A 26,670-nucleotide genomic window follows, 5' to 3' on the forward strand; every position below is an offset into this window, starting at 1 on the left:
TTAATTTAAAACACATTCAGGAAACGACTATGATTGATTTATCCCATTTCAACGAAAACAACGAAGCCCATATGGTCGATATCGGCGAAAAAGCCCCCACCAAACGCGTGGCACGTGCCAGCGGCTATATCAATATGACCCCTGATGCCGTCAAATATATTGCAGACGGCTCTGCCGACAAGGGGGATGTGCTCGGTATTGCCCGCGTGGCTGCTATCCAGGCTGCCAAGCAAACCGGTTTTCTGATTCCGCTGTGCCACCCTGTTGCCCTCACCCATGTGCGCGTGGATTTCGATGTCGATGTGCAGCTTGCCCGCGTCAAAGCCGTGGTGGCCGCCAGCACAGAGGGCAAAACCGGCGTGGAAATGGAAGCCTTAACCGGCGTCAACATTGCGCTGCTCACCATTTACGATATGCTCAAAGCCGTGGATAAAAACATGGTTATTTCACAAATCCACCTTGAAGAGAAAACCGGCGGCAAGAGCGGCACGTTCACCTTTGACAACAGCCTCGAAAACCTCAACTATTAACCCCCGCTACCCATCATATATAGTATGGATGACCGCGACCTTTTACGTTACAGCCGCCACATACTGCTCGAAGAAATCGGTATCGAAGGCCAGCAGAAGCTGCTTGATGCCTCGGCATTAGTGGTGGGCTGCGGCGGTTTGGGCGCGGCCGTTCTGCCTTATCTGGCCGCTGCCGGCGTGGGCCGTCTGATTATCGCCGATGGCGATGCTGTCGATGAAACCAATCTGCAACGGCAAACCGCGTTTTCTGAAGCCGATATCGGCAACAGCAAAGCCCAAGCCATGAAAGGCCGTCTGAACGCCATCAACAGCCGCACTCAGATCACCGCTTTAAATGAGCACCTGACCGAATCCCGCCTGCACGATTTGATGCAGTATTGCGATATTGCCATCGACTGCAGCGATAACTTCCCCACCCGCGTGTCTATCAACCGTGCAGCCGTTGCCACCCGCACACCGCTGGTCTCCGGTGCGGCCGCGCGCTTTGAAGGCCAGCTTGCCGTTTACCGCCCCGACCTGCCCGACACGCCCTGTTACGCCTGTCTGTTTGAGGGCAGCGGGGCAAACGATGGAGCCTGCGCCGTATTCGGCGTATTCGCCCCTTTGGTCGGCATTATCGGCACAAGCCAGGCAGCAGAAGCGCTGAAAATATTAACCGGTGCCGGCAGCAGCCGTTACGGCATACTGCATCTCTATGATGCGTTAAACAACGAATGGCAGCAGATAACGTTCACCCGTAACCCGCAATGCCGCGTTTGTGGCTCCCCGCATTCATTGCGGCCTGCCGGAAAAACGATGCCGCTTATCCAACAATCAAACCGGCAGTAAAATCCACTTGCCAACCAAAATTAAAATATCACTTTGTTTTAAAAGAAATTTAATATTCACAAATTCTTCTATACTGAGAAAACCATTTTCTTGTCGCATAAAAACAACTATTCCCTACCCGACTTATTATCCGACACGCTTGCCATAAAATAAATTTTTAATTTTAAATTAATAAGTTAATTCATTTATTTTAAATAAAAACCGTTAATCCGGCCATCTGAAACCGCAACTAGAAAATATTAACTAGAAAAATTATTTCATTTTTTGAAAATAATTGTTGGTATAAATACGTTTGTCTTGATAATATACCGTTCATCGGAAAGCAAACCGATTATCTGAAATTAATTCCGCCTATCCGAAACCGCAACAAACTTTTCAAGGGGCAGACATCATGAATACCATCGCTATCGATATCCAACCGCAATGCCGTTTTTCCTGCTTTGCCGCAAACGATCAGCAGTGTGTGCACCAGCCTGAAAATATTGTGCCCGAATTAAACCGCCAGGCACGTTTCGCCCAAAAGCGCGTTTTAGTGGAAAACACTTCAACCGCCAAAGAAACCCTGTGCGCCAGCTTGTGCCGAGGACGGGAGCGCGCGGCGCACAATCTCTTCACATTCAGCCTCGAAAACCATTTTCCTGATGCTGCAGACTGCCGCGGCATCCATCTGCTCAAAGGTCTTCCCTGCCCCGCCGACTACGACCACGCCATCGAAGCCGAAGGCGACAAAGCTGCCGGTGTCTGCTTTCACGACAACAAGGAAAGCCGCAGCACCGGCCTGATCGAATGGCTCTATGCCCAAAACGCCCAAACCATTATTCTCGGCGGTTTGGCAACCGAACACGCCGTTTTGGAAACCGCGCAGCATCTGGCTTGGTATAACGACAATTGGCACGTTATCGTCAATCTTTCCGCCTGTCGCGGCTACACACCCGAGGGGACGCTTAAAGCCGTTTCCGCCCTGCGTCAGGCCGGCATTACCGTGGTAACCGACACAGACGATATTCCCGCAGCCATCGCTGCCGGCGCACCTTTGTGGATGAGCAAGGTTTCTTAAGGCAGAATCCGGTTGGGCGGCTTATTTATATTTTGCAAACATCTTAAATAAGCAGGGCGCATCATGCTGAATTTTATCCGAGAATATGCAGATATCCCTGCCCGTTTGAAAGTTTCTCCAGCTTAAATTTATCCGAATCTCTCTGCAGACACTCCCATCTGTAAGAGCACTTTTCAGGCCGTCTTTTCAGACGGCCTCTTTTTATACCGAGCCGGTTTCATTCCATCACATCAACTCAAAACTGCATTGTTTTCCAAACAAACCCGTTTAAAAATAATTGATTCAACATGGTTTCAGACGGCCTGAAACGGCGCATCTCCACCCCTATGCCTGATGCGGCAAAGCCCTATTTCACCGCCATTAAAATTTTGGGGCTGTCCTAGATAACTAGAACAAATCCTGCTTTACTAATTGTTTTAAAATAGAAATTTGAAATTTTATCTCACTGTTGTTAAAACGCCATTCACACTCTTTCAAATACAGTTCAAAATGCTCTTTGGGAATGCCGTTAAACTTGCGTAAATGGCGTTTTGCTTGGTTCCAAAAGTTCTCAATTCCGTTAATGTGATTTTGTCGCTCAGCAAAATGTGTGCTGTGATTGATCCGAAAATGTGAAAATTCGCTCACATCAAGAACGTCATAACTTTTGTAACAATCGGTATAAACAATGCTGTCAGGCTTCACTTGCTCGCGGATAATTGGCAATAAAGTCGCAGTTTGTGTATTGGGTACGGCAACGGTGTAAACCTTACCATTACGCTTCAAAAGCCCGAATACAGCCACTTTGCCAGCCGCACCGCGACCACGTTTGCCTTTGCGTTGTCCGCCAAAATAGCTTTCATCAACTTCTACTTCACCATCAAGCATTTCCAGATGCGGGCTGTTGTGATAGATAAGTAAGCGCAAACGGTGGAAGTAATAGGCAGCGGTATTTTTATTGACGCTAACTAATTGCGCCGCTGTGCGAGCGGTAACACCTGCAACAAATAGTTCAATCAGTTTGTTTTGCTTGTACTGACTTAAACGACTTTTTCTCATAGGGATTATTCTAACCTGAAGTTAAATTTCCCTAGTTATCTAGTACAGCCCCAAAATTTTTAATGGATTCCACCATAATTTTGAGTTTTACAGCAATTTTAAAAATTACTACATTCGCCTACATAAGAAAAAACAACACAAAAGGAGCACCATAAATGAATATGCATGCTGCCGGCCTGCGGTTCCGCCGGGCCGTTCAAACCGAAAATCCTTTAGCCGTTGCCGGCTGCATCAACGCCTATTTCGCCCGCCTTGCCGCCCACAGCGGCTTCAAAGCCATTTACCTTTCCGGTGGCGGCGTAGCAGCCTGCTCGTGCGATATTCCCAATTTGGGCATTGCCTCCATATGAAGATGTGTTGATTGACGCCCGCCGCATCACCGACAATGTCGACACCCCCTATTAGTGGGCATCGATGCAGGCTGGGGCGGCGCTTTCAACATCGCCCGCACCATCCGCAACTTCGAGCGTGCCGGCGTGGCGGTCGTGCATATCGAAGACCAAGTGGCCCAAAAACGCTGCAGCCACCGCCCCAATAAAGCCATCGTGCCGCAAAACAAAATGACCGACCGCATCAAAGCCGCCGTAGATGCCCGCATTGATGAAAACTTCGTGATTATGGCGCGCACCGATGCGCTGGCGGTAGAAGGCTTGGAGGCAGCCATCGAGCGCGCCCGAGCCTTCGTGGAGGCCGGTGCCGACATGATTTTCCCCGAAGCCGTAACCGGGCTGAGCATGTATCGAAAATTTGCCGAAGCCGTGAGCGTGCCGGTGCTGGCCAACATCACCGAATTCGGTGCTACACCGCTCTACACCCGGCAAGAGCTGGCCGAAAACGGCGTAAACTCGCACTCTATCCCCTCTCCGCTTTCCGCGCCGCCAGCAAAGCCGCGCTGAATGTTTACCAAGCGATTATGAGCGAAGGAACCCAAGCCAACGTAATCGGCACCATGCAAACCCGTGCCGAACTCTACTTTCATGCGGGCGTTTCCTTATATTGCTATGTAATCGGCACCATGCAAACCCGTGCCGAACTCTACGAACACCTCAACTACCACAATTTCGAGCAAAAATTAGACGCTTTGTTCAGCAAATAACAACTGCCGGCGCAAAAGCCTTTCAGACGGCCTTGCATTGCAGATCGGCCATCTGAAAAAACACCAAACCACAAAAAAGGAGAATCCGAATGACTACCGAATCCCCCGCTTTCAAACCCAAAAATCCGTAGCCCTCTCAGGCGTAGCTGCGGGCAACACCGCACTGTGTACCGTAGGCCGCAGCGGCAACGACCTGAGCTACCGGGGTTACGACATTCTCGACTTGGCAAAACACTGCGAATTTGAAGAAGTTGCCCACCTTCTGATTCACGGCCTATCTGCCCAACAAATTCGAACTGGCCGCCTACAAGATCCCTGCGCGGCCTGCCCTTGCGCGTGATTCAAGTGCTCGAGAGCCTGCCCGCCCACACCCCACCCGATGGACATTTTACGCACCGGCGTATCCATGCTCGGCTGCGTACACCCCGAGCGCGAAAGCCAACCCGCCAGCGAAGCGCGCGACATCGCCGACAAATTAATCGCCTGCCTGGGCAGCATGCTGCTTTATTGGTATCAATTTTCACACAACGGCAAGCGCATCAAAGTAGAAAGCAAAGAAGACAGCATCGGCGGCCACTTCCTGCACCTGCTGCACGGCAAACGCCCCGGCAAGTCCCATGTGAAAACCATGCACATTTCACTGATTCTCTATGCCGAGCACGAATTTAACGCTTCCACCTTTACCTCGCGCGTGATTGCCGGCACAGGCTCCGACATTTATTCGTGTATCACCGGTGCCATCAGCGCACTCAAAGGCCCCAAACACGGCGGAGCCAACGAAGTGGCCCACGACATCCAAAAACGCTACCGCAACGCCGATGAAGCCGAGGCCGACATCCGCGAACGCATCGGCCGCAAAGAAATCGTTATCGGCTTCGGCCACCCCGTTTACACCCTATCCGACCCGCGCAACGTGGTGATTAAAGGAGTGGCGCGCGACCTGAGTGCCGAAACCGGCGACATGCGCCTGTTTGACATCGCCGAACGTTTGGAAACCCTGATGTGGAACGAGAAAAAAATGTTTCCCAACCTCGACTGGTTCTCCACCGTTTCCTACCAAAAACTCGGCGTACCCACCGCCATGTTCACCCCGCTGTTTATGATTTCGCGCACCACCGGCTGGAGTGCGCACATTTTGGAGCAACACCAAGACGGCAAAATCATCCGCCCCGGCGCCAACTACACCGGCCCCGACGATTTACCGTTTATCCCGATGGAAGAACGCTGACCCCGGCTATCGCGTATATAACAGCGTGAAAAATTTTCAGACGGCCCGATAACACCAACCGGCCATCTGAATTTTTGATAGAGCGAACCCACTTTATTTCCAGCACAAAGCTGCAGGCCGCCAAACTATACAGATCGTACAAAACCGATTTTACCGTTTCATCGGCTTACCCAACCGCTCCTTTGACTAAACCGTTTTCTTAAAAAAACAAACGTAAGTCGCCACAACACCGCAATAGAGCAAGCCGATTTACGATATGTAAAGCCCTTTGGCAGCGGGTTTACGCCATCAGACACCCATATTATCTGCTGTTGCGCGGTATTTCCTCTCAGCTGTCGTTTCCTGTGGGCAAAAAATACCCGAATCATGCTGGAATATGGCTGCAGGTGCGATAAAAAGGGGCCGGTCTGAAAGGTTGGCACTGTTCTTTCAGACGGCCGGCAGTATTCGATATTGCTTCCAATGTCTGTATCCCTTCGTGCTGTGCCGGCTCTGCTGCCGTCAATACCGAATCAGCCCGTATCTGGCGGCAAGTTCGGCAGCTTGGGCTACCCCCTGTTTGCTTTAGGCTGTTTGAGCAGACATACTTTCAGATGCACTCAACGTGCCGCAGGGATAACTTCTGTGTCGAACCGGCAGGCCGTCTGAAAGGACGGGTTCCTGCTTTCAGACGGCTTGATTTTTTATAAAATATTGAAGTGTAAAAATATTTTTGGTGCAAAATATTGCAGGGCCGTCTGAAATGTCCGTCTCGGCCTTTCCGTTACAGCCGGGCCAGCCGCTCTACCGATGGGGCGTAATAATATGCCCCTGATACGGCGGCGGTAACGTGTTTGAGCAGCAGATCGGTTTTTCCGTCTGCTTCGCCAAACATGCTTAAAAGCTGGGCTTCGATGTTGTGCAGCGAGCCGCAATAGGCGATAAACATCAGTCCGTGTTCGCCGGAGGCGGTGCCGAAAGGCAGGCTGCGGCGCACGATTTTTAAGCCTATGCCGTTTTCTTTCAGGTTTACACGCCCGAGATGTGAATCAGGCAGAAGTATGTCTTTGCTGAATTCTTCATCGGTTTGCTTGGTGCGGCCGACTGCGGCTTCTTGATCGGCCAGCGGCACCCGGTTCCATTTTTTCAGGTCGTGGCGGTATTTTTGCAGCAGTACGTAACTGCCGCCGGTGTCTGGCCTGCCTTCGGCAATGGTGCCGATCCGGCTGATCTCATCGGGTTCGTGGGGGTTTTCGGTGCCGTCTACAAAGCCGTCAAGGCCTCTGTTTTCAATCCAGCGGAAGCCGTGGGTTTCGTCTGCCACTTTGATGCTGCTGCCGAAAATATCCAGCAATGCCATTGCCAGTGTGAAATTAACATCGGGGCGCAGTGATTGGATATGGAACATGATGTCGTGCTGGGTGGCAGGTGCCAGGCCGTTGCCTAACGGGCGGAACGGTTTGATTTCGCAACCTTCGTCTGTATGGCCGAATGCTGCCCATGCTCCGCTGCCGAACGCAATGGTTAAACCCAGCACGGCATCGGGATATCGTTGCTGTAGCTCGGTCAAAGCCTCGAGGCTTTGCGCACAGGCGGTTTTAATGTGCCCGAGGCTGCCGGCAACGATGTCGGCCTCAATGAAAACGGCAGCTTTGCTGCTTTCGGGGATAATGGCACTTTGCGGCTGGTTCATGGCTGGGTGTTCCTTTGAATAATGTTTTTTCAGACGGTCTCTCTATGCGGAAAGAGCCGTTAAAATCCAATGGCGTATTATAACAAATTCTGCCGTTGCTTTTCTTTACTTTCATGTGCGTTTTCTATTGAATCGGTATGTTAGAATCCGCCGCCGTTATTTGCCGGGATGTTTTATGCGCAGTGTGATTTTTGTTGCCGTGCTGCTGTTGATGCAGCTGTTTACGTTCGGTTTGGGGCGGTCGCTGCAATGGCTGCTTGTGCCCGTTATTGGTGCGCATGGCCGGCGCCGGCTGATGGCCGCTGCATTTTTGGTAACCAATTCGCTGATTGCCGGCCTGCTGTTGCAGTTGGGCCATGCCGTTTTCCGCTGGACGGCGCTGTGGATGGTGGTAATGCTGTTTGTGATGTATGCGGCGCTGGCCACGTTTCTGCTCTATTTGGTGTTGCGCCGTTTTATGCCGCAAAAACCGATGTCGCGCAGCCTGCGGCTGTTTGCGCCGCTGTTTGTGGCCGGCCTGTTCGGTATTGCGCTGTATAACGCTTACACGCCGGTTGTCTGCCATGCCGAAATCCGCATCAGCAAAAAACTCGGGCAGCCGCTGCGCATCGGTATGGCCAGCGATATGCATTTGGGCATCTTGTTCGGCGCCAAACGCTTAGACGAGCTGGCCGCCATTATGAACCGTGAAAAAGTCGATATTATCCTGCTGCCCGGTGATTTGATGGACGACAACGTTGCTGCCTACCGTGCCGAAAATATGCGTCCCAGTTTGGAAAAACTGCGCGCACCGTTGGGTGTGTATGCCACCTTGGGCAACCATGACCTGTTCGGCTACGAGCGGGAAATCTACGAAGAAGTAACCCGGGCGGGCATACGCGTTCTCGCCAATGAAAGCACGGTGGTCGGTAAGGCCGGTAACCGCCTGCTGGTGGTGGGCCGCAATGATGATTTGGACGAAAACCGCCCCGCCACCGCCGAGTTGCTGCAAAATCAAAACACTGCTCTGCCCGTTTTGCTGCTCGACCACCGCCCTACCGATATTGAAACCCACGCCAAACTGCCGGTTGACGTGCAGGTATCGGGGCATGTACACAACGGTCAGATTGCCCCCGCCAATCTGATTGTGTACTTTCTCAACCGCCTCTCCTACGGCTACGAACAAATCGGCAGCGGCCATTTCTTCGTTACTTCCGGCTACGGCTTTTGGGGTGTGCCGCTGCGTTTGGGGTCGCAGTCGGAAGTGTGGATTATCGATGTAAAAGGGCGGTCTTAGCTGGAGCCGGCAATCAGCTTTCCGGTGCGATACCGCGACCTTGCCGTGCAGCCCTTTCTTTCAGGTGCAGCTGCTATAATATCGGATATGGATAACCCTCTGCTGTGGCGGCACCGCCTGCCCGACAACATCTCACCCGGCACTCCCGAAGCCGCCTTCATGCAGGCGCAGTCGCTCACCGCCGCCCTGCGCGGTTTAAACGCCGTTTTTTCCGTGCACCTGCTGCACTTGGGAAACAGCGGTTTCGACCCTCTTTTTTCAGACGGCCTGATCAATAGTGGAACGCAAAACTGGTTTGCCCGCGATGTGTTGCTGTGTTTAAACGGCAAACCCGTTGTGTGGGCGCGCAGCCTGTGCCGCCAAACATCGGCCAACTGGCGCAGCCTGCTGGATTGCGGCACGCGCCCGCTCGGCGAGCGGCTGTTTGACGGATCGCTGCCGCTCACCCGCTCGCCGTTTGAATATACTGCCCTGCCGCCCCGTTATCCGCTGGCGGGTTTCGATGGTTATGCCGTGGCGGCGCGCCGCTCGCTGTTTCGCTGGCAGGGTGAAACACTCGGCCTGGCCGAATGCTTTCTGCCCGCGCTGCAAAGTTTTGTTCAGCCCGCTGATGGGCAGGATACAATTAGACTATAATCACATTATTAAAGATGCAGGCCGTTTGGAAACAAGCGGCCTGCATCGGCTGAACAACTGATAATTAAAGCCAATACCACACATGAACATTAAACGGTTGCTCCTGAAATTTCTGCCCCGCTATGTGGTCGGCAGGCTGGTTATTTACAGCAGGCTGATGCGCATCGAAAAGCCCATCGGCACCCTGCTGCTGCTGTGGCCGACTTTTTGGGCATTGTGGATTGCCTCAAAAGGCATACCCGATTTCACAATTCTGCTGGCGTTTGCCGCCGGCACTTTTCTGATGCGCAGCGCAGGCTGCGTGGTCAATGATTTTGCCGACCGCCATATCGACGGCGGCGTAGCGCGCACCAAAATGCGGCCTTTCGTACGCGGCCTGGTCTCTGCCGAAGAAGCCATATTGCTGGCGCTGATACTCTGCCTGACGGCCGCCCTGTGCCTGCTGCCGCTCAACCGCTTAACCTGGCTGATGAGCCTGCCCGCGCTGTTTTTGGCGGTGAGCTACCCCTTCACCAAACGCTTTTTCCCGTTGCCTCAGTTTTACCTGGGGCTGGCGTTTTCGTTCGGCATACCGATGGCATTTGCCGCTGTAACTGACACCGTGCCGCCGCTGGCCTGGCTGCTGTTTACCGCCAACGTATTGTGGACGCTGGCCTACGACACCATCTACGCCATGGCCGATAAAGAAGACGACCTCAAACTCGGTATCCGCACTTCGGCTATCACCTTCGGCAGCAACGATGTATCCGCCATTATGTTGTGCCATTTTTGGTTCAGCGCCCTGATGGCGGTGTTGGGTTGGCAAATCGGTGCAACCTGGCCTTTTTGGATAGTGCTGCCGCTCACGGTTTACTGGCAGTTTCAGCAATACCGCCAAATCCAAACCCGCGACCGCTGGGTGTGTTTCCGCACCTTTTTAGAAAACAACCGCATCGGTTTGGCTTGGTTTTTAGGCATCGCCGGGCATTATCTTTGGCTGTCGCTTTATTCTCCGGCCGTCTGAAACAAGCCGGCACGAAATGTGAAACAGCGTGAACCTGCTCCATTTTCGATACACGGCAAACTCAGACAGTACAGATAATACGGAACCGGCTCTATTGCCGCTTGGTGTTCGGGCAGCTTCACCAAACCGTTCTCTTTGTGTTGAGACGCAGTAATGCCGCAGCGGAAACGAAGCAGGTTCACAATAGCGCACCACTTCCCGAGGCCGTCTGAAAAAATCTTGCTTCTTCCGAATCTACCCGTCTGCCTTGCGCAACGCTTGAGTGCCGACTAGAATCAACCGCTCTGCCCGCTTTGGGTTATGCGCCGGAAAACCATGAGAACACGCTCCCTGAGAACACGCATTGCGTTTTGATTTCCCGCCCTTCGGTGTACAAACCATACCGTGTAAGATTTCTTTCCAAGGCATACCGATATGTTACCCCACCCCGTTTATAATTTTTCTGCCGGCCCCGCCGTGCTGCCCGATGCGGTGCTGCGTACCGCACAAAATGAAATGCTCGATTACAACGGCACCGGCTTTCCCGTGATGAGCATGAGCCACCGCTCCGATGTGTTTATGAGCATTCTCCACCATGCCGATCAGGATTTACGCACGCTGCTGGATATTCCCCGCAACTATAAAATTCTGTTTATGCAGGGCGGTGCCAGCTCGCAGTTCAACATGGTGGTGATGAATTTCGCCAACGGATTCAGACGGGTAGATTCAGTAGTAACCGGCAATTGGTCATCAGTGGCCCACAAACAGATGGGCAAACTCTCCGATGTCGAAATCCATCTGGCGGCCGACGGCAAGGCTTACAACTATCTCGACCTGCCGCCCGCCAATACTTGGGATACCAGCCGGCACTCGGCTTTTGTGCACTTTGCGAGCAACGAAACCGTAAACGGCCTGCAATACGGCACTCTACCCGAACCGGGCGCAGATATGCCGCCGTTGGTCTGCGATATGTCGAGCGATATTTTGTCGCGCCGCATCAACGTGCGCAACTTCGGCGTGATTTATGCCGGCGCACAGAAAAACATCGGCCCGGCGGGCGCCACCGTGGTGATTATCCGCGAAGATCTACTCGAACGCTGCTGTAAGCGCGTGCCCGATGTGTGGAACTATCAGGCCCATGTCGGCCGCCAAGGTATGCACAACACCCCTGCTACTTATCCCATCTATATTGCAGGCTTAGTGTTCCGCTGGCTGCTGGCGCAAGGCGGCGTGGCTCAGATGGAAACGGTGAACGCGCTGAAAGCCGCCAAACTCTACGCTGCCATCGACAGCAGCGGCGGCTTCTACATCAACAATATCCGGCCGGATGCCCGCTCAAAAATGAATGTCGTATTCAGCACGCCAAGCCCCGAACTCGACCATTGCTTCGTGCAAAAAGCCGGCAATGCCGGCCTGAAAATGCTGCAGGGCTATCAATCCGTGGGCGGCATGCGTGCCAGCCTCTACAATGCCATGCCCCTGCAAGGCGTAGAAACACTGATTGGCTTTATGCACGATTTCCAACGCCGCTACGGCTGATTCAATATTCGACAGATTCAAGCCGGGACTCTTGAAAAATACCTGAAGGCCGTCTGAAAGGCCTAAATACCGACATGCCCACATAGGCAGGAATCCGAATGCTCAGCATCTAAGCGTTGTTTCACCGACACTTCAATATTACCCCTCTGACTCTCACCTGCGCGGAAACAAGGGCAAAAAACTTCTTAATGATATTTTTGAATGCTGAAAAATATCAGGCCGCCTGAAACAGATTTTTAGACGGCCTGATACAATTTGTGGGCCACACCCACTGCTGCCTTTAACGCAAATGCGGCAGCATACTTAAAATGGCAGACAACGCTGCTTCGCCCAGCCTCAACGAGCGCTGACCGTTCCAGCCGAAATCGTCATCAGGAAGGTTATGGTTGTCTTTAAACGGCATCTCCAGCGTATAAGCCAGGCATTTGAACTGTTCGCCCACCCAAGCGGTAGCCATCGTCATATCAGCCTGGCCGGACGCATCTTTCGCATAACCGTGTTCGTCTTGAAAGTCGGGGCTGGCAGCAGAAAATGCGTTTTTGAAGTGGGTTTCCAAATCAATGATGCGGTCGTTATACGAGGGTATGCCTTCTGTACCTGCAACAAACACGAAAGGTATATTTTCATCACCATGAATATCTAAAAACAAATCCACTCCGGTTTCGAGCATTTTTTTACGCACATAATAAACCTCAGGGCTGCGCGCAACAGTCGGATTCTGCCATTCTCGGTTAAGGTCGGCACCGGCGGCGTTGGTGCGCAAATTACCGTGCACGGAGCCATCCGGATTCATATTGGGCACAATATAGAATGTGGCCTGATCCAGCAGCACACGGGCAGTTGGATCCTGCGGGTCAAGCAGGCGCGCGAGCAGGCCTTCTGCAAACCATGCGGCCATGGTTTCGCCGGGGTGCTGGCGGGCAATAATCCATATTTTAAAATCGCTGGCAGCTTGATTACCAATGGTGAGCAGGTTGATGTCGCGGCCTTCAACAGTGCTGCCTAAATCGTCTATCTGGCACAACCCGCTGCCCTGCGCATCGCCAAGCAGATTCAAGTGCTGTTCGTAAGAATACGGCTCGAAATAGGCGTAATACACACTATTGGTCAGCGGCGTATGCTCGATAACCAACACACCGTTCTCGTAACGGGTGGGTACGCGGAACCAATTTTGACGATCATAAGAAGCTAGAGCCTGATAATCCTTCCAGGCGTCCGGATAAGCTGAAGCTGCAGCATTTTCAAAGCGCATCACACAATTCCGATAAGCCGCACCCTGCAGACGGAAATAAAACCATTGGGCAAAATCGGAAGCATTGTCGGGACGCAATTTCAGACGGATGTCGGCAGGGTTTTGCGCGTCTATTACCGTTACTGCGCCAGCATCAAACCGGGTGCTGATTTTCATGTGAATTCCTATTTAAGCCTGGTAAGGATTTGAAGCAGTTATTTTAAACCGGTTTCCCCTGCGTGTCTTTATAAAGAAGCAACAAGGCCGTCTGAAAATATTGCACTGCTCCCGCAAAAAACTTGGACAAGTTAAGCATATGTTTCAAAAATACTTTTCAAGCTGAGTTCTGCAACCGACAGGAATAGGCTTTTTTAAGTTTAGCCTAATCCACTCATCATTATGATAAGTATGTAATCATCTATACAGCTGCCGGTTCCACCACCGTCAACGTACCTTCCCCATAGAAGTTTTGTGTTTTCAATGTACTTAAAGAAACGCTCCGACCAGAATGCAGCAGCGGGATTTTACCTTTCAGACGGCCAAATGACTGAACCGGCATTTGCTCTACCTATCTTAGCGTTTTGACTTGTGGCTTAAAGAAGGCGATAAGTACCATTTGCCTTCTGTGCATTTTTAAACTCCGCAATATCGGTCAGCCACTTATCTGTCAATAAATTCACGATTAAGAATATTGTCCGAAATTTACCCTATTGCCTGCGGACGGAGGCTTTTTTGTTGCGGACTTTAGTTTTCAATCCCAATAAACCCATAATGCGCCACACTTTACTTTTTATTCCACGCCAATACGGTAGTAACCCACCAATGGCCGCAGGGTCTTTATAGCGAGCATAAGCTTCGGCAACGGCAGCTTTATCCTACGCATCAGGATCAGGGATAATAAAAGCTGTTTTGGACAGGATGGCGCTGTGCAATAGATATAGTTTGGTGGGCATTACCCTCTACATTTGGACGGTTTGGCGGCGTTCTTTTGCTTTTCTCTGGGAGCTTTCATATGCTTTAGGCAGTTTGTTTTCGGCCCCTGCAACACACAGTTCTCCAATCGGTTCCTCCTGGTTTTTTCGTGGTCGGGATTGGCTACAAAAAAGGGAACACTCCTTCATAGGACAGCCTACGGGTTTTGAAGTGCGGCTAAAGGGCCGATATCCAACGATACAGGCGTATGCGTGAGATGTTGAAGTGCTATACGGTACACTGTTGGCTGCGCACCGGGTAACAGGGGTATATTGAGATATAAGAAAACTGCACCTTAATGGGTTGGAAAGTGTCCAACTTTTGGGGCGCAGTTCATATTTTCAAACGGTCTGAGGTTTGCTGCCAAATAAAATCAAACAGCGGCCTACTGTTTTCTCAAACCCAAAACGTCCTGCATATCAAACAAGCCGTTTGGACGGGCGGCCAGCCATACCGCTGCACGCACGGCGCCGGCGGCAAAAGTCATGCGGCTGGAGGCTTTGTGGGTGATTTCCACCCGCTCGCCGTCAGCCGCAAACAAGGCGGTGTGGTCGCCGACAATGTCGCCGCCGCGCACGGTGGCAAAGCCGATGGTTTGCGGATCGCGTTCGCCTGTGTGCCCTTGCCGGCCGTAAACAGCGCATTGCTTCAAATCGCGGCCGAGTGCGCCGGCAATCACTTCGCCCATGCGCAGCGCTGTGCCGCTGGGGGCATCGACTTTATGGCGGTGGTGTGCTTCGATGATTTCGATATCGTAGCCTTCGTTTAATACGCGGGCTACGGTGTCGAGGATATGGAATGTGAGATTGACCCCCACGCTGTAATTAGCGGCAAACACGATGGCGGTTTTTTCGGCGGCCGTCTGAATGGCGGCTTTGCCTGCTTCATCGAAGCCTGTGGTGCCGATCACCATTTTTACGCCGGTTGCGGAGCATTGCTCCAAATAGGCCAGCGTGGATTCGGGGCGGGTGAAGTCTATCAGCACATCACTGGCGGCCAATACTGCACCGGCATCGCTGCTGATAACTACGCCGGTTTTGAGGCCGTCTGCATGGCCTGCGTCCAAACCCAAGGCCGGCGAACCGGCGCGCTCGAGTGCGCCGCTCAATATGGCTTCGGGGTGGCGGCTGACGGCCTCCACCAATACCCGCCCCATGCGCCCGCCGGCTCCGGCAACGGCAATTCTTAATGCAGTCATGTTTTTATCCTGAGTTTATTGGGCATCGGGCCTGAACACGGGCTGTGGCTGCGGCTGCACTTCGGCACTCTGCCCGGCTTGAAGCTGCTGCACGGCATATTCGATGGCATTGCCTTCGGCGCGCGCCAATCGGTCGTTATTGAAGTAGAGGGTTAGTGTCCGCTGTTCGGAAATCACGCCGTTGCGGGCGATGTTGAACGTGTAGTCCCAACGGTCGGCATGAAACGGGTCGCGCAAAAGCGGTGTACCCAGCAGCAGCTGCACCTGTTCGCGGCTCATGCCGGATTGCAGCGATGCCACGGCGCGGGCATCGAGCTCATTGCCCTGCACCACTTTCAGTTTGTAAGAAGGAAAATGCGATACGCGCTCGGAAGAGCAGGCCGCCAGCCCCAGCAGGACGGCAATGGCCGGACACAAAATTTTATTCACAAGTTTTACCTTTCATCAAACAGCCTGTCCGGGCTCGGATATAGTTGGTGATCAATGCGCCCGAAAGGTTCGGGCCATTAAAAACCTTTATTGTCAAATAGTGGGCAAAGCCGCTAAAAATGCGTATTATAACGATAATTACACCACAAGGGTATGAGAGCATTATGGAAAACAATTTCAACAATATCGCCCAATTGAAAGACAACGGCCTGAAAGTAACCGGCCCGCGCCTGAAAATTCTGGATTTATTCGAAACACACGCCGAAGAACATCTGAGCGCCGAAGATGTTTACCGTATTTTGCTCGATGAAGGCATCGAAATCGGTGTGGCCACCATTTACCGTGTGCTGACCCAATTTGAGCAGGCGGGCATTCTGCTGCGCCACCATTTTGAAACCGGCAAAGCGGTTTACGAGCTGAACCAGGGCGACCACCACGACCATATCGTGTGTGTCAAATGCGGCAGGGTAACCGAGTTCCACAACGAAGAAATCGAACGCCTGCAAGACAGAATCGCCGAAGAAAACGGCTATCAAGTGGTGGATCACGCTTTGTATATGTATGGCGTGTGCAGCCCGTGCCAGCAAAAAAGCAAACGCTGATTGCGCCTGCCCTGCCCCGGTTTTCAGACGGCCTGAATCATCACTCAGGCCGTCTGAAATGTTTCAGCGTACGGTTTATGGTTTATCACGATTTATGGTCGGTACAAAATCTGCCCGACAGTAGGTTTTCCGCTTCCCTTCCATCCACCTATCGTGAATCCGCTTTATTTTCCCTGCCAAACAGCCGCAGACAATACGGAGAGTATGAAGCCGATTCTGCTGCCGCCCGGGCATTCCACCAAACCGTTCTCTTTAAAGTTGCGGCGCAGTACCGCCGCAACGGAAATAAAACGGGTTACGATACAGGCAGCCCGCCCAAACACAGCTTTTTTGAAATGGACATTCCGATTTTACCGCCGCACGGCTGCCGTTTTCCCGACCCTGCCCGCGCCGTTGCCGAGCGCGGCGGGCTGGTGGCAGTGGGCGGCAGTTTGAGCCCCGAGCGCCTGCTGGCCGCGTATCCGCAAGGGATTTTTCCGTGGTATGGCGAAGGGCAGCCCGTCTGCTGGTTTGCCCTTGCCCCGCGCACCGTGCTGTTTCCCGCTAAAATCCATATCGGCCGTTCGCTGCAAAAACACCTGCGCAACAAACCCTATGCCGTTACGGCAAACCGCAATTTTTCCGCCGTTATCGCCGCCTGCGCCGCCACCCCGCGCACGGGGCAGAGCGGCACTTGGATCACCGCCGGTATGCAGCAGGCCTACACCAAGCTGCACCAAATGGGATACGCGCATTCGTTTGAATGTTGGTATCCCGATGAAACCGGCCGTCTGAAACTGGCCGGCGGGCTTTACGGCGTGCAGATCGGGCGCGCGTTTTTCGGCGAATCGATGTTTGCCGTGCAGGCCGATGCCTCCAAAACCGCCTTCGCCCTCGCCGTCCCCTATCTGGCACAACGCGGCATCGGATTAATCGACTGCCAGCAAAACACCGCCCACTTGGCCCGCTTCGGCTCCGAACAGATGGATTTTGCAGACTTCCAAACTGCCCTGCGGCGGCTGGCCGCACAACTGCTTACACACCCGATAGGCAGCAGCGTGCTGACCGCCAACCGCATAGGCTGATTCTGTGAAAAATTGATCAAGGCCGTCTGAAAACACGCGGCTGCTTTTTAGGTTAAAATACGCTCTTTTAATTTATCTAGGCCGTCTGAAAGCCTTTTCACCACAGGAAAACAAAATGTCTTTACAAAACATCATCGAAACTGCGTTTGAAAACCGTGCCGCCATCACCCCCGCCGGCGTTGCCCCCGAAGTGAAGCAGGCCGTTGAAGAAACCCTCAGCCTGCTCGACAACGGCGCGCTGCGCGTGGCCGAACGCTTGGGCACGGGCCGGTGGAAAGTAAACGAATGGGCGAAAAAAGCCGTGCTGCTTTCTTTCCGCATTGCCGACAACCAGGTGCACAACGACGGCGTAAACAAATATTTCGACAAAGTGCCGACCAAATTCGCCGATTGGGATGAAGAAGCATTCAAAGCCGCCGGTTTCCGCGCAGTGCCCGGTGCCGTTGCCCGCCGTGGCAGCTTTGTGGCGAAAAACGTGGTGTTGATGCCCTCTTATGTAAACATCGGTGCTTATGTCGATGAAGGCACGATGGTCGATACCTGGGCCACGGTCGGCTCGTGCGCCCAAATCGGCAAAAATGTGCATTTGTCGGGCGGCGTGGGCATCGGCGGCGTGCTCGAGCCTTTGCAGGCCACGCCCACCATCATCGAAGACAACTGCTTTATCGGCGCACGCAGCGAAATCGTGGAAGGCGTGATTGTGGAAGAAGGCAGTGTGATTTCAATGGGCGTGTATATCGGCCAGTCCACCAAAATCTATGACCGCGAAACCGGCGAAATCCACTATGGCCGCGTACCCGCCGGCTCGGTGGTGGTGTCGGGCAGCCTGCCCGCTGCCGATGGCAAATACAGCCTTTACTGTGCCGTTATCGTGAAAAAAGTAGATGCGCAAACGCGCGCCAAAACCAGCGTAAACGAACTGCTGCGCGGCGTTTAACCCCACTCTTGCCAATCTTTGCCAAAAGCAGAGATACAGTGGAACCCCTTTATTTCCGTTACGGCACTGCCCCACCCTACTGTTTGCAGCTTGCCGGGTGCCGGAAATGAAGGGGTATGTTCTAACCGAAAATCGGAAAAATGGCCGTTGTGATTTTTTTCGGAACAGACTGCGGAGCCGCTCAAATCCTAGCGTTTCTTGTTGAGATTTTTCTTGTTGAGATTGATTAGCACAATAGGCAGCGGAAAAGGCAACTTAACAAACCGTCCTGTTAAGCAGCAAACCGTAATGATGTGCGGCGCATCGTCCGAAATACGCGAAACCCGCGCCATGAAAACAGCGGCGTGCGCGGGGAAGCCGGTTAGTACGCCGGGCAGACGATAGGGAATCCACTTTAAAATCAGTGTAAAACAATAAACGGGAAACAGCGCAGGCGGCGCAAGCCAGCCTTGTGCTTGTTTTGAAGCAGATCCGCCATACGGCGTTATCAGATAACACTTTGATTTTTAATAAGTTTAAAAACCAAATCCGGCGCAGAGCCCGATTGGGTTCTTTTGCTAATGCAGGTAATGAATTGATTGGATTGCCGCAATTTGGCTTGCGCAATCATGCCCAAAATTTCGGGGCGTTTTGATTTTCAGACGGCCTGGGGTTACGCCCCCAACTTCGGCCAATTAAGGCGGATCTTACGCTGCAACGGGTTGCAGATGGAAAATCAGGTTTTCCGCTTTCACCCGCAGCAGCAGGTCGATATTGGGGTGTTTGCCGGGGTTGGCTTCGGCATCGGCAACGTGTTCTGCAAACAGAAATATGCCGCGCTCGGCGGTTTCGGGGTCAAGCACGCCGCCGTATTCCTGCGCCAGCGCGTGATAAAGCTTGAGCGAGCCGAGTTTGCCGGGCACGGCGGGGATATGGTGCAGGACTTCGCCGTTTTTGCTGCATACGTTTAAACCGATTAAGTGGTCGATAGCAGGCAGAGTGGCGAGATTTTCTTGGAAGTTCATAGCGGTATCCTTGTCGGGTGGAAGCAGGTTGGCTGCAGGATTCAAAAGCTGGATTTTTTTGCAGAGCATCATCAAAGATTGTGTGCCGCTACCGTATTTCTGCCTGTGTTTGGCTGCAGCGGGGTGTTTTCAGACGGCCGGACACTGTTATCCGGCCGTCTGAAAGGTTTGGTTAGCGGGTGCCGAAAATCTTGTCGCCGGCATCGCCCAAGCCGGGAATGATGTAGCCTTGTTTGTTCAGGTGGCTGTCGAGGGCGGCGGTGTAGATGGTAACATCGGGGTGGGCATGGTTCACGGCTTTCACGCCCTCGGGAGCGGCCACCAAAACCAATGCTTTGATATTGCGGCAGCCTTTCTGTTTCAATAGATCGATGGTGGCAACCATCGAGCCACCGGTGGCAAGCATGGGGTCGATAATCAGAGCGGGGCGCGAATCCATGCTGTCGACAAATTTTTCAAAATACGACACAGGCCTGAGGGTTTCTTCATCGCGCTGCAGGCCGACCACGCTGATTTTGGCAGTGGGGATTAAGTCTAAAACGCCGTCCAGCATACCTAATCCCGCACGCAGAATCGGCACCACGGTAAGGGTTTTGCCTTTGATGCGCTCGCCTTCGATTTCGCCGCACCAGCCATCGATAATATAATTTTCGGTGTCGAAATCGCGGGTGGCTTCATAGGCCATCAGCCGCGCCAGCTCGGTGGTAAGGGTGCGGAATTTAAACGTGCTGCATTCTGCTTCGCGCATCAGAGTGAGCTTATGTTTGACCAGCGGGTGGTTGATAATGGTGATGTTCATATTGCGCTTTCTACTATCGGGTGGGGTTTCGGCAGCCGGCGCCGGCCCGCTGTGAAACCATACGGCACGGTTCCGCCCGGTGATACGGTCTGCGGCCGGCCGCCCAATCGGGAGAACCGTATTATACGGCTATTCAAGAAAGGCTTGAAAGGTCAGGGTCGGGAAAAGCCGTCTGAAAGCCGTCTGAAAGCCGGCTGCATGGTTTTCAGACGGCCTGGTTTCTTGTAACAATCCCCCCGAAAAAACCAAACCCCGCTATACCGCCGGTGCACAAATAACGGGTGGTGAAGCATTTCAGACGGCCTTTGCCGAAACCTTGCAGACGTGAATCCCTTCATTTTCGGTGCCGGGCGGCAAGCGGCAGGCAATACGCACACGACAAGGAAGGGATTCACTATAGTAACGAACCGCTTGCCCGGATTCTCAAACCACCCGCGCAACACGGGCCGCCCCAATCATCCGCCCATCGTTTCATCATCGAAACGCCGGCGCTGCCGGGCACAAAACTTCGGTCTGCCCGCTTACAACACCAACGGCGCCACCACAAAACCCAAAGCCACGGCAAACACAATCGCCAATACGCCGGGAATCAGAAACGAGTGGTTGAACACAAAACGGCCGATACGCGTGCTGCCCGTATCGTCCATCTGCACCGCTCCGAGCAGGGTCGGATAAGTGGGCAAAACAAACAATGCCGACACAGCGGCAAAACTGGCCACCAAAATATACACCTGCGAATTGTTTTCCGGCGTGATGCCCAAAGCCAAAACCACAGCAGGCATAATGGCTTTAGCCGTTGCCGCCTGAGAATACAGCAGCATGCTGGCAAAAAACAGCGCCACCGCCAACAGCCACGGATAATTGCCCACCAGCGCCGAAGCGGTTTCTTTCACCGCCTCGATATGGCCGCTCACAAACGTATCGCCCAACCACGCCACGCCCAGCACGCACACGCAGGCGGCCATGCCCGATTTAAACGTGCTCATGTCCAACAGCTTGCCGGTGTCGAGTTTGCAGCACATCACAATCAGGCTGGCGATAATCATCATAAAGCTGACAATCGCACCATCGCGCGGCAGCACCGGTTTTTCAATCCAACCCACGGCAGGCGAAATCGCGCAGGCATACAACACCACCGCCACCACCCCGCCGAAGAAAATCCACACCGATGTGCGCGCCCCCGCAGGCAGCTCCCCGCGCCCGTCCGCCTTGTGCGTCTGCACCAAACCATCGGCCAGGCGCTGTTGGTAAGCCTTGCTTTTCGACAAATCCAAATTGCCGAACAGATTAATCAGCAGCGCCACCAGCATACAGGCGGTGTAAGTGGTAGCCAGCCAAACCAGCAGCAGTTTCGGGTAACTCACTCCCAAAGGCTCGAGCATACCGCTCATAAACACCACGGCCGCACTTACCGGCGAGGCGGTGATGGCAATCTGTGAAGCCACCACAGCAATGCTCAGCGGCGCGCTTGGGCGGATATTTTCACTTTTGGCCACCTCCACAATCACCGGCATCATGGAAAACGCCGTATGGCCCGTACCGGCGAGAATGGTAAGGAAATAAGTAACCGTTGGTGCCAAAAAATTAATATTTTTCGGGTTGCGGCGCAGCAGGCGTTCGGCGGCACGCACCAAATAATCCAAACCGCCTGCCAACTGCAGCGCGGCAATGGCCGAAATCACCGCCATAATAATCAAAATCACATCGTAAGGAACCTTGCCCGGCTCCATGCCCAAAACCAAAGCCAGCACCGCCACACCCAAACCGCCGGTATAGCCGATGGCCAGCCCGCCCAAGCGCACACCGAGAAAAATCACCCCCAGCAACACAGCCAGTTGCAGCAATAAAGAAATATCCATTATCTACCTGAATCATCTAAATAAAATAATCTTTATTTGTAACATAATTCCAAAAAACCGGAAACTGCCCCGATGGGCCGGCCATGATGCCGGCCGTCTGAAAAAACTCAAATAAAATTTGAAAAACAATGTATTAACTATTTAACAGACATAATTTCAATTCTTCGGGTGTAGTATTTTGTAAGTTGATTTAAGTCAAAATCCGTTCAGATGCGGGGTATACAATGTTTTTAACGTAATTTTTTAACACCCCGATCGAAAGGATAAACCATGATCAAAGGTATCCAAATCACCCGCAGCAACGATGCCGGCCTGCTCAACTCTTTCTGGCTGCTTGACGATGCAACCCAAGAAGTACGCTGCCTGTGCGCCAAAAGCAGCCAATACCGCGAAGACGATGTTACCGCCCTCTCCTCCTTAGGCGATGTTTCCTACAGAGAAGTGCCGCTGGACATCACCGCCCGCCCGAAAGTGGAAGGCGGCCAACACTTAAACGTGAACGTGCTGACCCGCGAAACTTTGGAAGACGCCGTGGCCAACCCCGACAAATATCCGCAGCTGACCATCCGCGTATCGGGCTACGCCGTGCGTTTCAACTCGCTCACCCCCGAGCAGCAGCGCGATGTGATTGCCCGCACATTCACCAACAGCCTGTAATCCCCATACCGCATAACAGGCCGTCTGAAAATGATTCAGACGGCCTGTTTTCTTTCCCCGCCTGTCGCGCTTCCCGCCTCCCGCTTCACAAGCAAAGGTCTTTCCAACCACCCTTATCCCCCAACCCTTATCCGGCCGATGGAATCCGCCCCTGGCCGTCTGAAACGCCCGGCCGCCCTATCTGCCGTTATCGGTATATTTTTCCTGCACAACCTCCTTAACCGGCTGTGCTTGGGCGATTTTTTCACGCGCCTGCCGTTTATCTTCTGTATTGGCCGCTTCCTTTTCCTGCACAGCCCCGGCAGCCGGAGCAAACTGAAACTTGCCGTACACCGGAAAATGATCTGAACCAATATTAGGCAACACCTTGATTTCGCTCATCATAAAATCACTGCTGTGGAAAATATGGTCGAGCGGCCATCTGAACAGCGGACAGCCGGCATGAAACGTGCTGAACAGCCCGCGCCCTTTGCGCGGATCCAACAAGCCGCTGATTTTCTGAAACAAACGCGAAGTGCGCGACCAAGCCACATCGTTCAAATCGCCGAACACCAATACCGAATGGTTGTTTTGCGCGATTTCTTTGCCCACCAGCAGCAGCTCCGCATCGCGGTCGGTGGAGGTGTCGGCCTCGGTGGGGCTGGGCGGCATCGGGTGCAGGCAGTAAATGTGTATCCATTCGCCTGAGCGCAGCTGCATTTCGGCGGCAATCGAGGGGATATCTTCGGCAACCCAATGGCGGATTTGCGCATTGCGCAAAGGCAGGCAGCTGTATAAATGCATACCGTAAAGATTGTCGAGCGGCACCTTCACCGTGTAGCCGTAGCCCTGCTCCCGCTCCAACACGGCAAGCTGCCGCTCCCACCAACCATCGCTCTCCAGCGTCAGCACCACATCGGGGCTGTAGCGGCTTATCTGCTCGAGCAGCAACTCAAAACGGCGGTTGCCGGTGAGCACATTAGCGGTAATCAGCGACACTGTGCGCCCATTGTCTTCGCCCTGATAATGCAGCACTTCCGGCTTCGATAAGCGCGTATAGGCGGATATTTCTTTCAATTGGTAAACAAAACAGCACACATTCAATATTTCAAACACCACAAACAGCCAATGACCGTGTTGCAGCAAAGCATAGTTGGACACGGCACACAACAGGCTCAACGCAGCAATTTGCGGGCGCGGAAAATCGAAAATGCGGAACGACCAATGATTAAGGTTCGCCAACGGCAGCAGCGTGGCCAAAACCGGCACGCACAACAGGGCAAACAACAGCCGCTCGGCCAGTGAAAAATCGGGCATAAACATTACCAAAAACAAAATCGGAATTTCAGGCGCAGGCCGTTTGCAGGTATCGGCTGCAAACGGTATGGCGTATTCGCACATTTCTGCCGCAGCCTTACCGCATATGCCATATCTGCTGCTCGACAGCGAAATGTGCAAACCCACTATAGCCGATGCTTTTTTATCCCGCAACCGGCCGTCTGAAAACCAGCCGGGGCAGATAAAGTAAAATGCCGCGCGCCCTTTGCCCTTTGCCCTTTGCCCGGTATTCCGCACCTTGTGCCCGATAATTTTCTATCGTTTATCCCCCCGGCAAACACAATAATGAATCCGCTTGATGCCGTTACGGTGTTGCCGCGCCCCGGCCGCAAGAGAGCGGCTTTACCAGCCGGCCCGGCGGCAGAGCAGGCTTATGCCGCCCGCGCTGTCTGCGGCTTACCGCCAAACAAAACCTTATTCAAACGGCTTCTTCTCCCAATAAAACTTAGCCTTTTTCAGACGGCCTTGAAACACCTCTTCTCCCGCCCCCAATTCAAACACCAGCGCGCCCGACAAATCTGTTCTCAACAAAGTTGCGCCGTGCGCCTTCACACGGTTTTGCACCGCAGCGGCAGGGTGTTTGTAGGCATTGGCAAAGCCGCTGGAAGCCACGGCATATTGCGGCGACACCACGTTGAGAAACGCACTCGATGATGAAGAGTCGCTGCCGTGATGCCCCAACACCAACACCTGGCTGAGCAACCCCCTGCCGTATTGTTCCACCAGCTCCCGCTCGCCGCGCCGCCCCAAATCGCCCGTTACCAGCAGCGCCTGCCCGCCCGCCACTGCGCGCAGAACGCAGCTTTGGTCGTTATCCTGCGCCGTTTTGTTTTCAGACGGCCTGAGCCATTCAAAATACACGCCGTCCCATTGCCATTGTTTTTCTCTGCAAAGCTCCGCCTGCGGGTAAAACTGCGGCTGCCCCGCCAGAATTTCGCGCGGTTTTTTGGCCTGCACTAAAGCTGTAAAACCGCCGTCGTGGTCGGCATCGTGGTGCGACAACACCAGCGCGTCCAAACGGCGCACGCCCGCCGCATTCAGATTGGGCAGAATCTGCGCGGCTGCAACCGTTTCGGTGCCCGTGTCGAACAACAAATTATGGTTGCGGGTTTGCATCCACACCGACAAACCCTGTCCCGCATCCCAAACGGTAACGTTCAGACGGCCCGGCTGCGGCACGCTCGGGCGGTAAAACACAAAACCCGCCAACACCAGCCACCCCCACGGCCTCCAACCCGAGCCGCGCGGCAGCAACACGGTTAAAGCCGCCGCCACCGCCAGCGGCAATAACAACGGCGGTGCAGCAGCCACGACATATTCGGGCGCAGCCTGCGCCACCAGCTTCACCAGCCGCAGCGTATATTCGCCCGCCGCAGCCGCCAGCCACTGCAAAGGCGCCAACGGCAGCAGCGAAGCGGCCAGCGCCAACGGCACCAATACCCACGAAAACCACGGAATCGCTACCGCGTTTACCAATGGGCTCAACAGCGGCAGCGAAGCAAACAGGCTGCCCAGTGCCACCACAGACACCGCCGTTACCGCCCATTGCGCGCGCACCGCCACCCGCAGCCCGTGCTCGTTCAGACGGCCTGCCGAAGCCCACAGCAACGCCCCCACCAAACCGAACGACAGCCAAAACCCCGCGCCCAAAACCGCAGTCGGATCAAACAGCAACACCCAAGCCAACGCCTGCTGCCAACCCCTCCACGCCGATGCGCCGCTCCCCCGCCACCATGCCCATGCCAACGCCAGCAGCATCAGCACACTGCGCTGGGTCGGCACCGCAAACCCTGCCAAACCCGCATAACACACCGCCGCCGACAAACCTGCCGCCAGCACCCAAAGGCGCGGTGTTGCCGGCACCTGCGGCAACACCCGCAACCCGCATTTCGCCAGCCAGCCCGCCAATACTGCCACCATGCCCACATGCAGGCCGGAAATGCTCACCAGATGGTTCAACCCCAAAGGCCGGAACGACTGCCACGCCTGCCCGCTCAAGGCCGACTGCTCGCCTATGCCCAACGCCCGCATCAAGGCAAGGCCGTCTGAAAAATCCTGCCCGTGTGTATCGGTGTGTTGCCAGCGGCGGCTGATGTATTCCCGCCACCGCAGCAGCAGCGGCGGGCTGCCGCCGGGCAGCGCCTGCCGCTCTTTACCGATCGTGCCCACGCCGCCGATGCCGTTGCTCAAAGCCCACGCTTCGCGGTTGACGCCGACACGGTTTGCCTCGCCTACCGGCGGCCTCACCCGTGCCTGCACCTGCCAGCGGCTGCCCGCCGGCCAGTCGCGCAGTTGGTAGTCTGCCAACTGCAGGCGGTATTGCCGCCCGCCGCCGTCCACCGCTTTTGCCGTGAAACGCACCCGCTGATCATCGCGCCGCTGCAAATCTGCTACTTCGATGGTTAAGGCCGCCGGAGCCGTCTGAAACAGCGGCCATTGTTTATCCAGCGCCGACTGCGTGCGCCAGATGCCGTATAAGGCACCACTCAAACACAACAGCAGCCACGCCGCCGCCCGAAACCGCCAAGCCGATACCAGCAGACACAGCCATACCGCTGCCAATAGCGTCCAAGAAGGCACGGCAGGCAGGGCGAACGAAGCGGCAACGCCCGCCGCCCACAGCAGCAGCCACGGTTTCGGCATTATGATTGCTTTCAAAATAATAAATAAAGGTATTATATAAACCGCATGAGCTGGCGGCAATCAGCGGCAGCGTCTA

20 protein-coding genes and 3 pseudogenes are annotated in these 26,670 nt (G+C 53.9%); 13 read left to right on the top strand and 10 right to left on the bottom strand.

Features of this window, described 5'->3' with window-relative positions:
* Positions 1-29: 29 nt before the first annotated feature.
* The 3 genes from moaC to H7A79_RS08340 all read left to right on the top strand — a co-directional run bounded on the left by moaC (position 30) and on the right by H7A79_RS08340 (position 2,415).
* Positions 30-530, top strand: coding sequence for a cyclic pyranopterin monophosphate synthase MoaC (gene moaC / locus H7A79_RS08330; protein ID WP_186999927.1), 501 nt, complete (start codon positions 30-32; stop codon positions 528-530).
* A gap of 24 nt (positions 531-554) precedes the next feature.
* On the top strand, positions 555-1,358 hold the full coding sequence (locus H7A79_RS08335; protein WP_135036377.1) for a HesA/MoeB/ThiF family protein: 804 nt from the start codon (positions 555-557) through the stop codon (positions 1,356-1,358).
* A 391-nt stretch (positions 1,359-1,749) separates the two neighbouring features.
* Positions 1,750-2,415 carry an isochorismatase family protein gene (locus H7A79_RS08340; RefSeq protein ID WP_135036380.1) on the top strand — a complete coding sequence of 222 codons (666 nt, stop codon included), beginning with the start codon at positions 1,750-1,752 and terminating at the stop codon, positions 2,413-2,415.
* Between the two features lie 387 nt (positions 2,416-2,802).
* Here the strand turns inward: H7A79_RS08340 and H7A79_RS08345 are convergent, their stop codons facing one another.
* Positions 2,803-3,453 carry an IS1595 family transposase gene (locus H7A79_RS08345; RefSeq protein WP_186999880.1) on the bottom strand — a complete coding sequence of 217 codons (651 nt, stop codon included), beginning with the start codon at positions 3,451-3,453 and terminating at the stop codon, positions 2,803-2,805.
* 155 nt (positions 3,454-3,608) lie between these two features.
* Here H7A79_RS08345 and prpB point away from each other — a divergent pair.
* A pseudogene (gene prpB / locus H7A79_RS08350) lies at positions 3,609-4,549 on the top strand (methylisocitrate lyase).
* Between the two features lie 37 nt (positions 4,550-4,586).
* Positions 4,587-5,777, top strand: a pseudogene (gene prpC, locus H7A79_RS08355) (bifunctional 2-methylcitrate synthase/citrate synthase).
* A gap of 763 nt (positions 5,778-6,540) precedes the next feature.
* On the opposite strand, the gene H7A79_RS08360 reads toward prpC, so the two are convergent.
* On the bottom strand, positions 6,541-7,449 hold the full coding sequence (locus H7A79_RS08360; protein WP_186999928.1) for a Dyp-type peroxidase: 909 nt from the start codon (positions 7,447-7,449) through the stop codon (positions 6,541-6,543).
* Between the two features lie 175 nt (positions 7,450-7,624).
* Here H7A79_RS08360 and H7A79_RS08365 point away from each other — a divergent pair, with 175 nt between their 5' ends.
* The 4 genes from H7A79_RS08365 (at position 7,625) to serC (ending at position 11,882) form a co-directional block, all read left to right on the top strand.
* Entirely contained in the window at positions 7,625-8,725 is a 1,101-nt protein-coding gene (locus H7A79_RS08365; RefSeq protein WP_186999929.1) for a metallophosphoesterase, read from the top strand.
* Between the two features lie 87 nt (positions 8,726-8,812).
* A complete protein-coding gene (locus tag H7A79_RS08370) occupies positions 8,813-9,361 on the top strand; it encodes a chorismate--pyruvate lyase family protein (protein ID WP_135036389.1) in 549 nt (182 codons plus the stop codon).
* A gap of 82 nt (positions 9,362-9,443) precedes the next feature.
* On the top strand, positions 9,444-10,364 hold the full coding sequence (gene ubiA, locus H7A79_RS08375; protein ID WP_186999930.1) for a 4-hydroxybenzoate octaprenyltransferase: 921 nt from the start codon (positions 9,444-9,446) through the stop codon (positions 10,362-10,364).
* 414 nt (positions 10,365-10,778) lie between these two features.
* On the top strand, positions 10,779-11,882 hold the full coding sequence (gene serC / locus H7A79_RS08380; RefSeq protein ID WP_186999931.1) for a phosphoserine transaminase: 1,104 nt from the start codon (positions 10,779-10,781) through the stop codon (positions 11,880-11,882).
* 280 nt (positions 11,883-12,162) lie between these two features.
* Here serC and H7A79_RS08385 read toward each other — a convergent pair whose 3' ends face one another.
* The 3 genes from H7A79_RS08385 to H7A79_RS08395 form a co-directional block, all read right to left on the bottom strand.
* Positions 12,163-13,290 (bottom strand): M14 family metallopeptidase, encoded by a 1,128-nt coding sequence (locus tag H7A79_RS08385; protein ID WP_186999932.1) that lies wholly within the window; start codon positions 13,288-13,290, stop codon positions 12,163-12,165.
* A 1,180-nt stretch (positions 13,291-14,470) separates the two neighbouring features.
* Positions 14,471-15,283, bottom strand: coding sequence for a 4-hydroxy-tetrahydrodipicolinate reductase (dapB, locus tag H7A79_RS08390; protein WP_135036401.1), 813 nt, complete (start codon positions 15,281-15,283; stop codon positions 14,471-14,473).
* A 15-nt stretch (positions 15,284-15,298) separates the two neighbouring features.
* Positions 15,299-15,712, bottom strand: a complete 414-nt coding sequence (locus H7A79_RS08395; RefSeq protein ID WP_135036404.1) for an outer membrane protein assembly factor BamE — start codon at positions 15,710-15,712, stop codon at positions 15,299-15,301.
* A 100-nt stretch (positions 15,713-15,812) separates the two neighbouring features.
* Between H7A79_RS08395 and fur the strand changes: the two are divergent.
* From fur to dapD, 3 genes and pseudogenes are all read left to right on the top strand, one after another.
* Positions 15,813-16,314 (top strand): annotated as a pseudogene (fur, locus tag H7A79_RS08400) (ferric iron uptake transcriptional regulator).
* 335 nt (positions 16,315-16,649) lie between these two features.
* Positions 16,650-17,378 carry a leucyl/phenylalanyl-tRNA--protein transferase gene (gene aat / locus H7A79_RS08405; protein WP_187001669.1) on the top strand — a complete coding sequence of 243 codons (729 nt, stop codon included), beginning with the start codon at positions 16,650-16,652 and terminating at the stop codon, positions 17,376-17,378.
* A gap of 115 nt (positions 17,379-17,493) precedes the next feature.
* Positions 17,494-18,315 carry a 2,3,4,5-tetrahydropyridine-2,6-dicarboxylate N-succinyltransferase gene (gene dapD, locus H7A79_RS08410; protein ID WP_186999933.1) on the top strand — a complete coding sequence of 274 codons (822 nt, stop codon included), beginning with the start codon at positions 17,494-17,496 and terminating at the stop codon, positions 18,313-18,315.
* 686 nt (positions 18,316-19,001) lie between these two features.
* Here dapD and H7A79_RS08415 read toward each other — a convergent pair.
* The 3 genes from H7A79_RS08415 to H7A79_RS08425 all read right to left on the bottom strand — a co-directional run bounded on the left by H7A79_RS08415 (position 19,002) and on the right by H7A79_RS08425 (position 21,977).
* Positions 19,002-19,319 carry a DUF2322 family protein gene (locus H7A79_RS08415; RefSeq protein WP_186999934.1) on the bottom strand — a complete coding sequence of 106 codons (318 nt, stop codon included), beginning with the start codon at positions 19,317-19,319 and terminating at the stop codon, positions 19,002-19,004.
* A gap of 172 nt (positions 19,320-19,491) precedes the next feature.
* Positions 19,492-20,118 carry a uracil phosphoribosyltransferase gene (upp, locus tag H7A79_RS08420; RefSeq protein WP_186999935.1) on the bottom strand — a complete coding sequence of 209 codons (627 nt, stop codon included), beginning with the start codon at positions 20,116-20,118 and terminating at the stop codon, positions 19,492-19,494.
* A 521-nt stretch (positions 20,119-20,639) separates the two neighbouring features.
* A complete protein-coding gene (locus H7A79_RS08425; protein ID WP_135036758.1) occupies positions 20,640-21,977 on the bottom strand; it encodes an anaerobic C4-dicarboxylate transporter in 1,338 nt (445 codons plus the stop codon).
* A gap of 270 nt (positions 21,978-22,247) precedes the next feature.
* On the opposite strand from H7A79_RS08425, the gene grcA reads away from it, so the two are divergent.
* On the top strand, positions 22,248-22,634 hold the full coding sequence (gene grcA, locus H7A79_RS08430) for an autonomous glycyl radical cofactor GrcA (RefSeq protein WP_186999936.1): 387 nt from the start codon (positions 22,248-22,250) through the stop codon (positions 22,632-22,634).
* A 177-nt stretch (positions 22,635-22,811) separates the two neighbouring features.
* Here grcA and H7A79_RS08435 read toward each other — a convergent pair whose 3' ends face one another.
* Together H7A79_RS08435 and H7A79_RS08440 are read right to left on the bottom strand one after the other, a co-directional pair.
* Positions 22,812-24,077 carry an endonuclease/exonuclease/phosphatase family protein gene (locus H7A79_RS08435; RefSeq protein WP_246407829.1) on the bottom strand — a complete coding sequence of 422 codons (1,266 nt, stop codon included), beginning with the start codon at positions 24,075-24,077 and terminating at the stop codon, positions 22,812-22,814.
* 288 nt (positions 24,078-24,365) lie between these two features.
* Positions 24,366-26,594: a DNA internalization-related competence protein ComEC/Rec2 gene (locus H7A79_RS08440; protein ID WP_186999937.1), complete on the bottom strand. Its 2,229-nt coding sequence runs from the start codon at positions 26,592-26,594 to the stop codon at positions 24,366-24,368.
* Between the last annotated feature and the right edge of the window lie 76 nt (positions 26,595-26,670).

It is taken from the genome of Neisseria musculi, assembly GCF_014297595.2.
GTDB classification, from domain to species: domain Bacteria; phylum Pseudomonadota; class Gammaproteobacteria; order Burkholderiales; family Neisseriaceae; genus Neisseria; species Neisseria musculi.

Bases quoted from the DNA above. Each gene is read 5' to 3' on its own strand.
- moaC (WP_186999927.1), top strand. From the start codon at position 30: ATGATTGATTTATCCCATTTCAACGAAAACAACGAAGCCCATATGGTC.
- H7A79_RS08335 (WP_135036377.1), top strand. From the start codon at position 555: ATGGATGACCGCGACCTTTTACGTTACAGCCGCCACATACTGCTCGAA.
- H7A79_RS08340 (WP_135036380.1), top strand. From the start codon at position 1,750: ATGAATACCATCGCTATCGATATCCAACCGCAATGCCGTTTTTCCTGC.
- H7A79_RS08345 (WP_186999880.1), bottom strand. From the start codon at position 3,453: ATGAGAAAAAGTCGTTTAAGTCAGTACAAGCAAAACAAACTGATTGAA.
- H7A79_RS08360 (WP_186999928.1), bottom strand. From the start codon at position 7,449: ATGAACCAGCCGCAAAGTGCCATTATCCCCGAAAGCAGCAAAGCTGCC.
- H7A79_RS08365 (WP_186999929.1), top strand. From the start codon at position 7,625: ATGCGCAGTGTGATTTTTGTTGCCGTGCTGCTGTTGATGCAGCTGTTT.
- H7A79_RS08370 (WP_135036389.1), top strand. From the start codon at position 8,813: ATGGATAACCCTCTGCTGTGGCGGCACCGCCTGCCCGACAACATCTCA.
- ubiA (WP_186999930.1), top strand. From the start codon at position 9,444: ATGAACATTAAACGGTTGCTCCTGAAATTTCTGCCCCGCTATGTGGTC.
- serC (WP_186999931.1), top strand. From the start codon at position 10,779: ATGTTACCCCACCCCGTTTATAATTTTTCTGCCGGCCCCGCCGTGCTG.
- H7A79_RS08385 (WP_186999932.1), bottom strand. From the start codon at position 13,290: ATGAAAATCAGCACCCGGTTTGATGCTGGCGCAGTAACGGTAATAGAC.
- dapB (WP_135036401.1), bottom strand. From the start codon at position 15,283: ATGACTGCATTAAGAATTGCCGTTGCCGGAGCCGGCGGGCGCATGGGG.
- aat (WP_187001669.1), top strand. From the start codon at position 16,650: ATGGACATTCCGATTTTACCGCCGCACGGCTGCCGTTTTCCCGACCCT.
- dapD (WP_186999933.1), top strand. From the start codon at position 17,494: ATGTCTTTACAAAACATCATCGAAACTGCGTTTGAAAACCGTGCCGCC.
- H7A79_RS08415 (WP_186999934.1), bottom strand. From the start codon at position 19,319: ATGAACTTCCAAGAAAATCTCGCCACTCTGCCTGCTATCGACCACTTA.
- upp (WP_186999935.1), bottom strand. From the start codon at position 20,118: ATGAACATCACCATTATCAACCACCCGCTGGTCAAACATAAGCTCACT.
- H7A79_RS08425 (WP_135036758.1), bottom strand. From the start codon at position 21,977: ATGGATATTTCTTTATTGCTGCAACTGGCTGTGTTGCTGGGGGTGATT.
- grcA (WP_186999936.1), top strand. From the start codon at position 22,248: ATGATCAAAGGTATCCAAATCACCCGCAGCAACGATGCCGGCCTGCTC.
- H7A79_RS08440 (WP_186999937.1), bottom strand. From the start codon at position 26,594: ATGCCGAAACCGTGGCTGCTGCTGTGGGCGGCGGGCGTTGCCGCTTCG.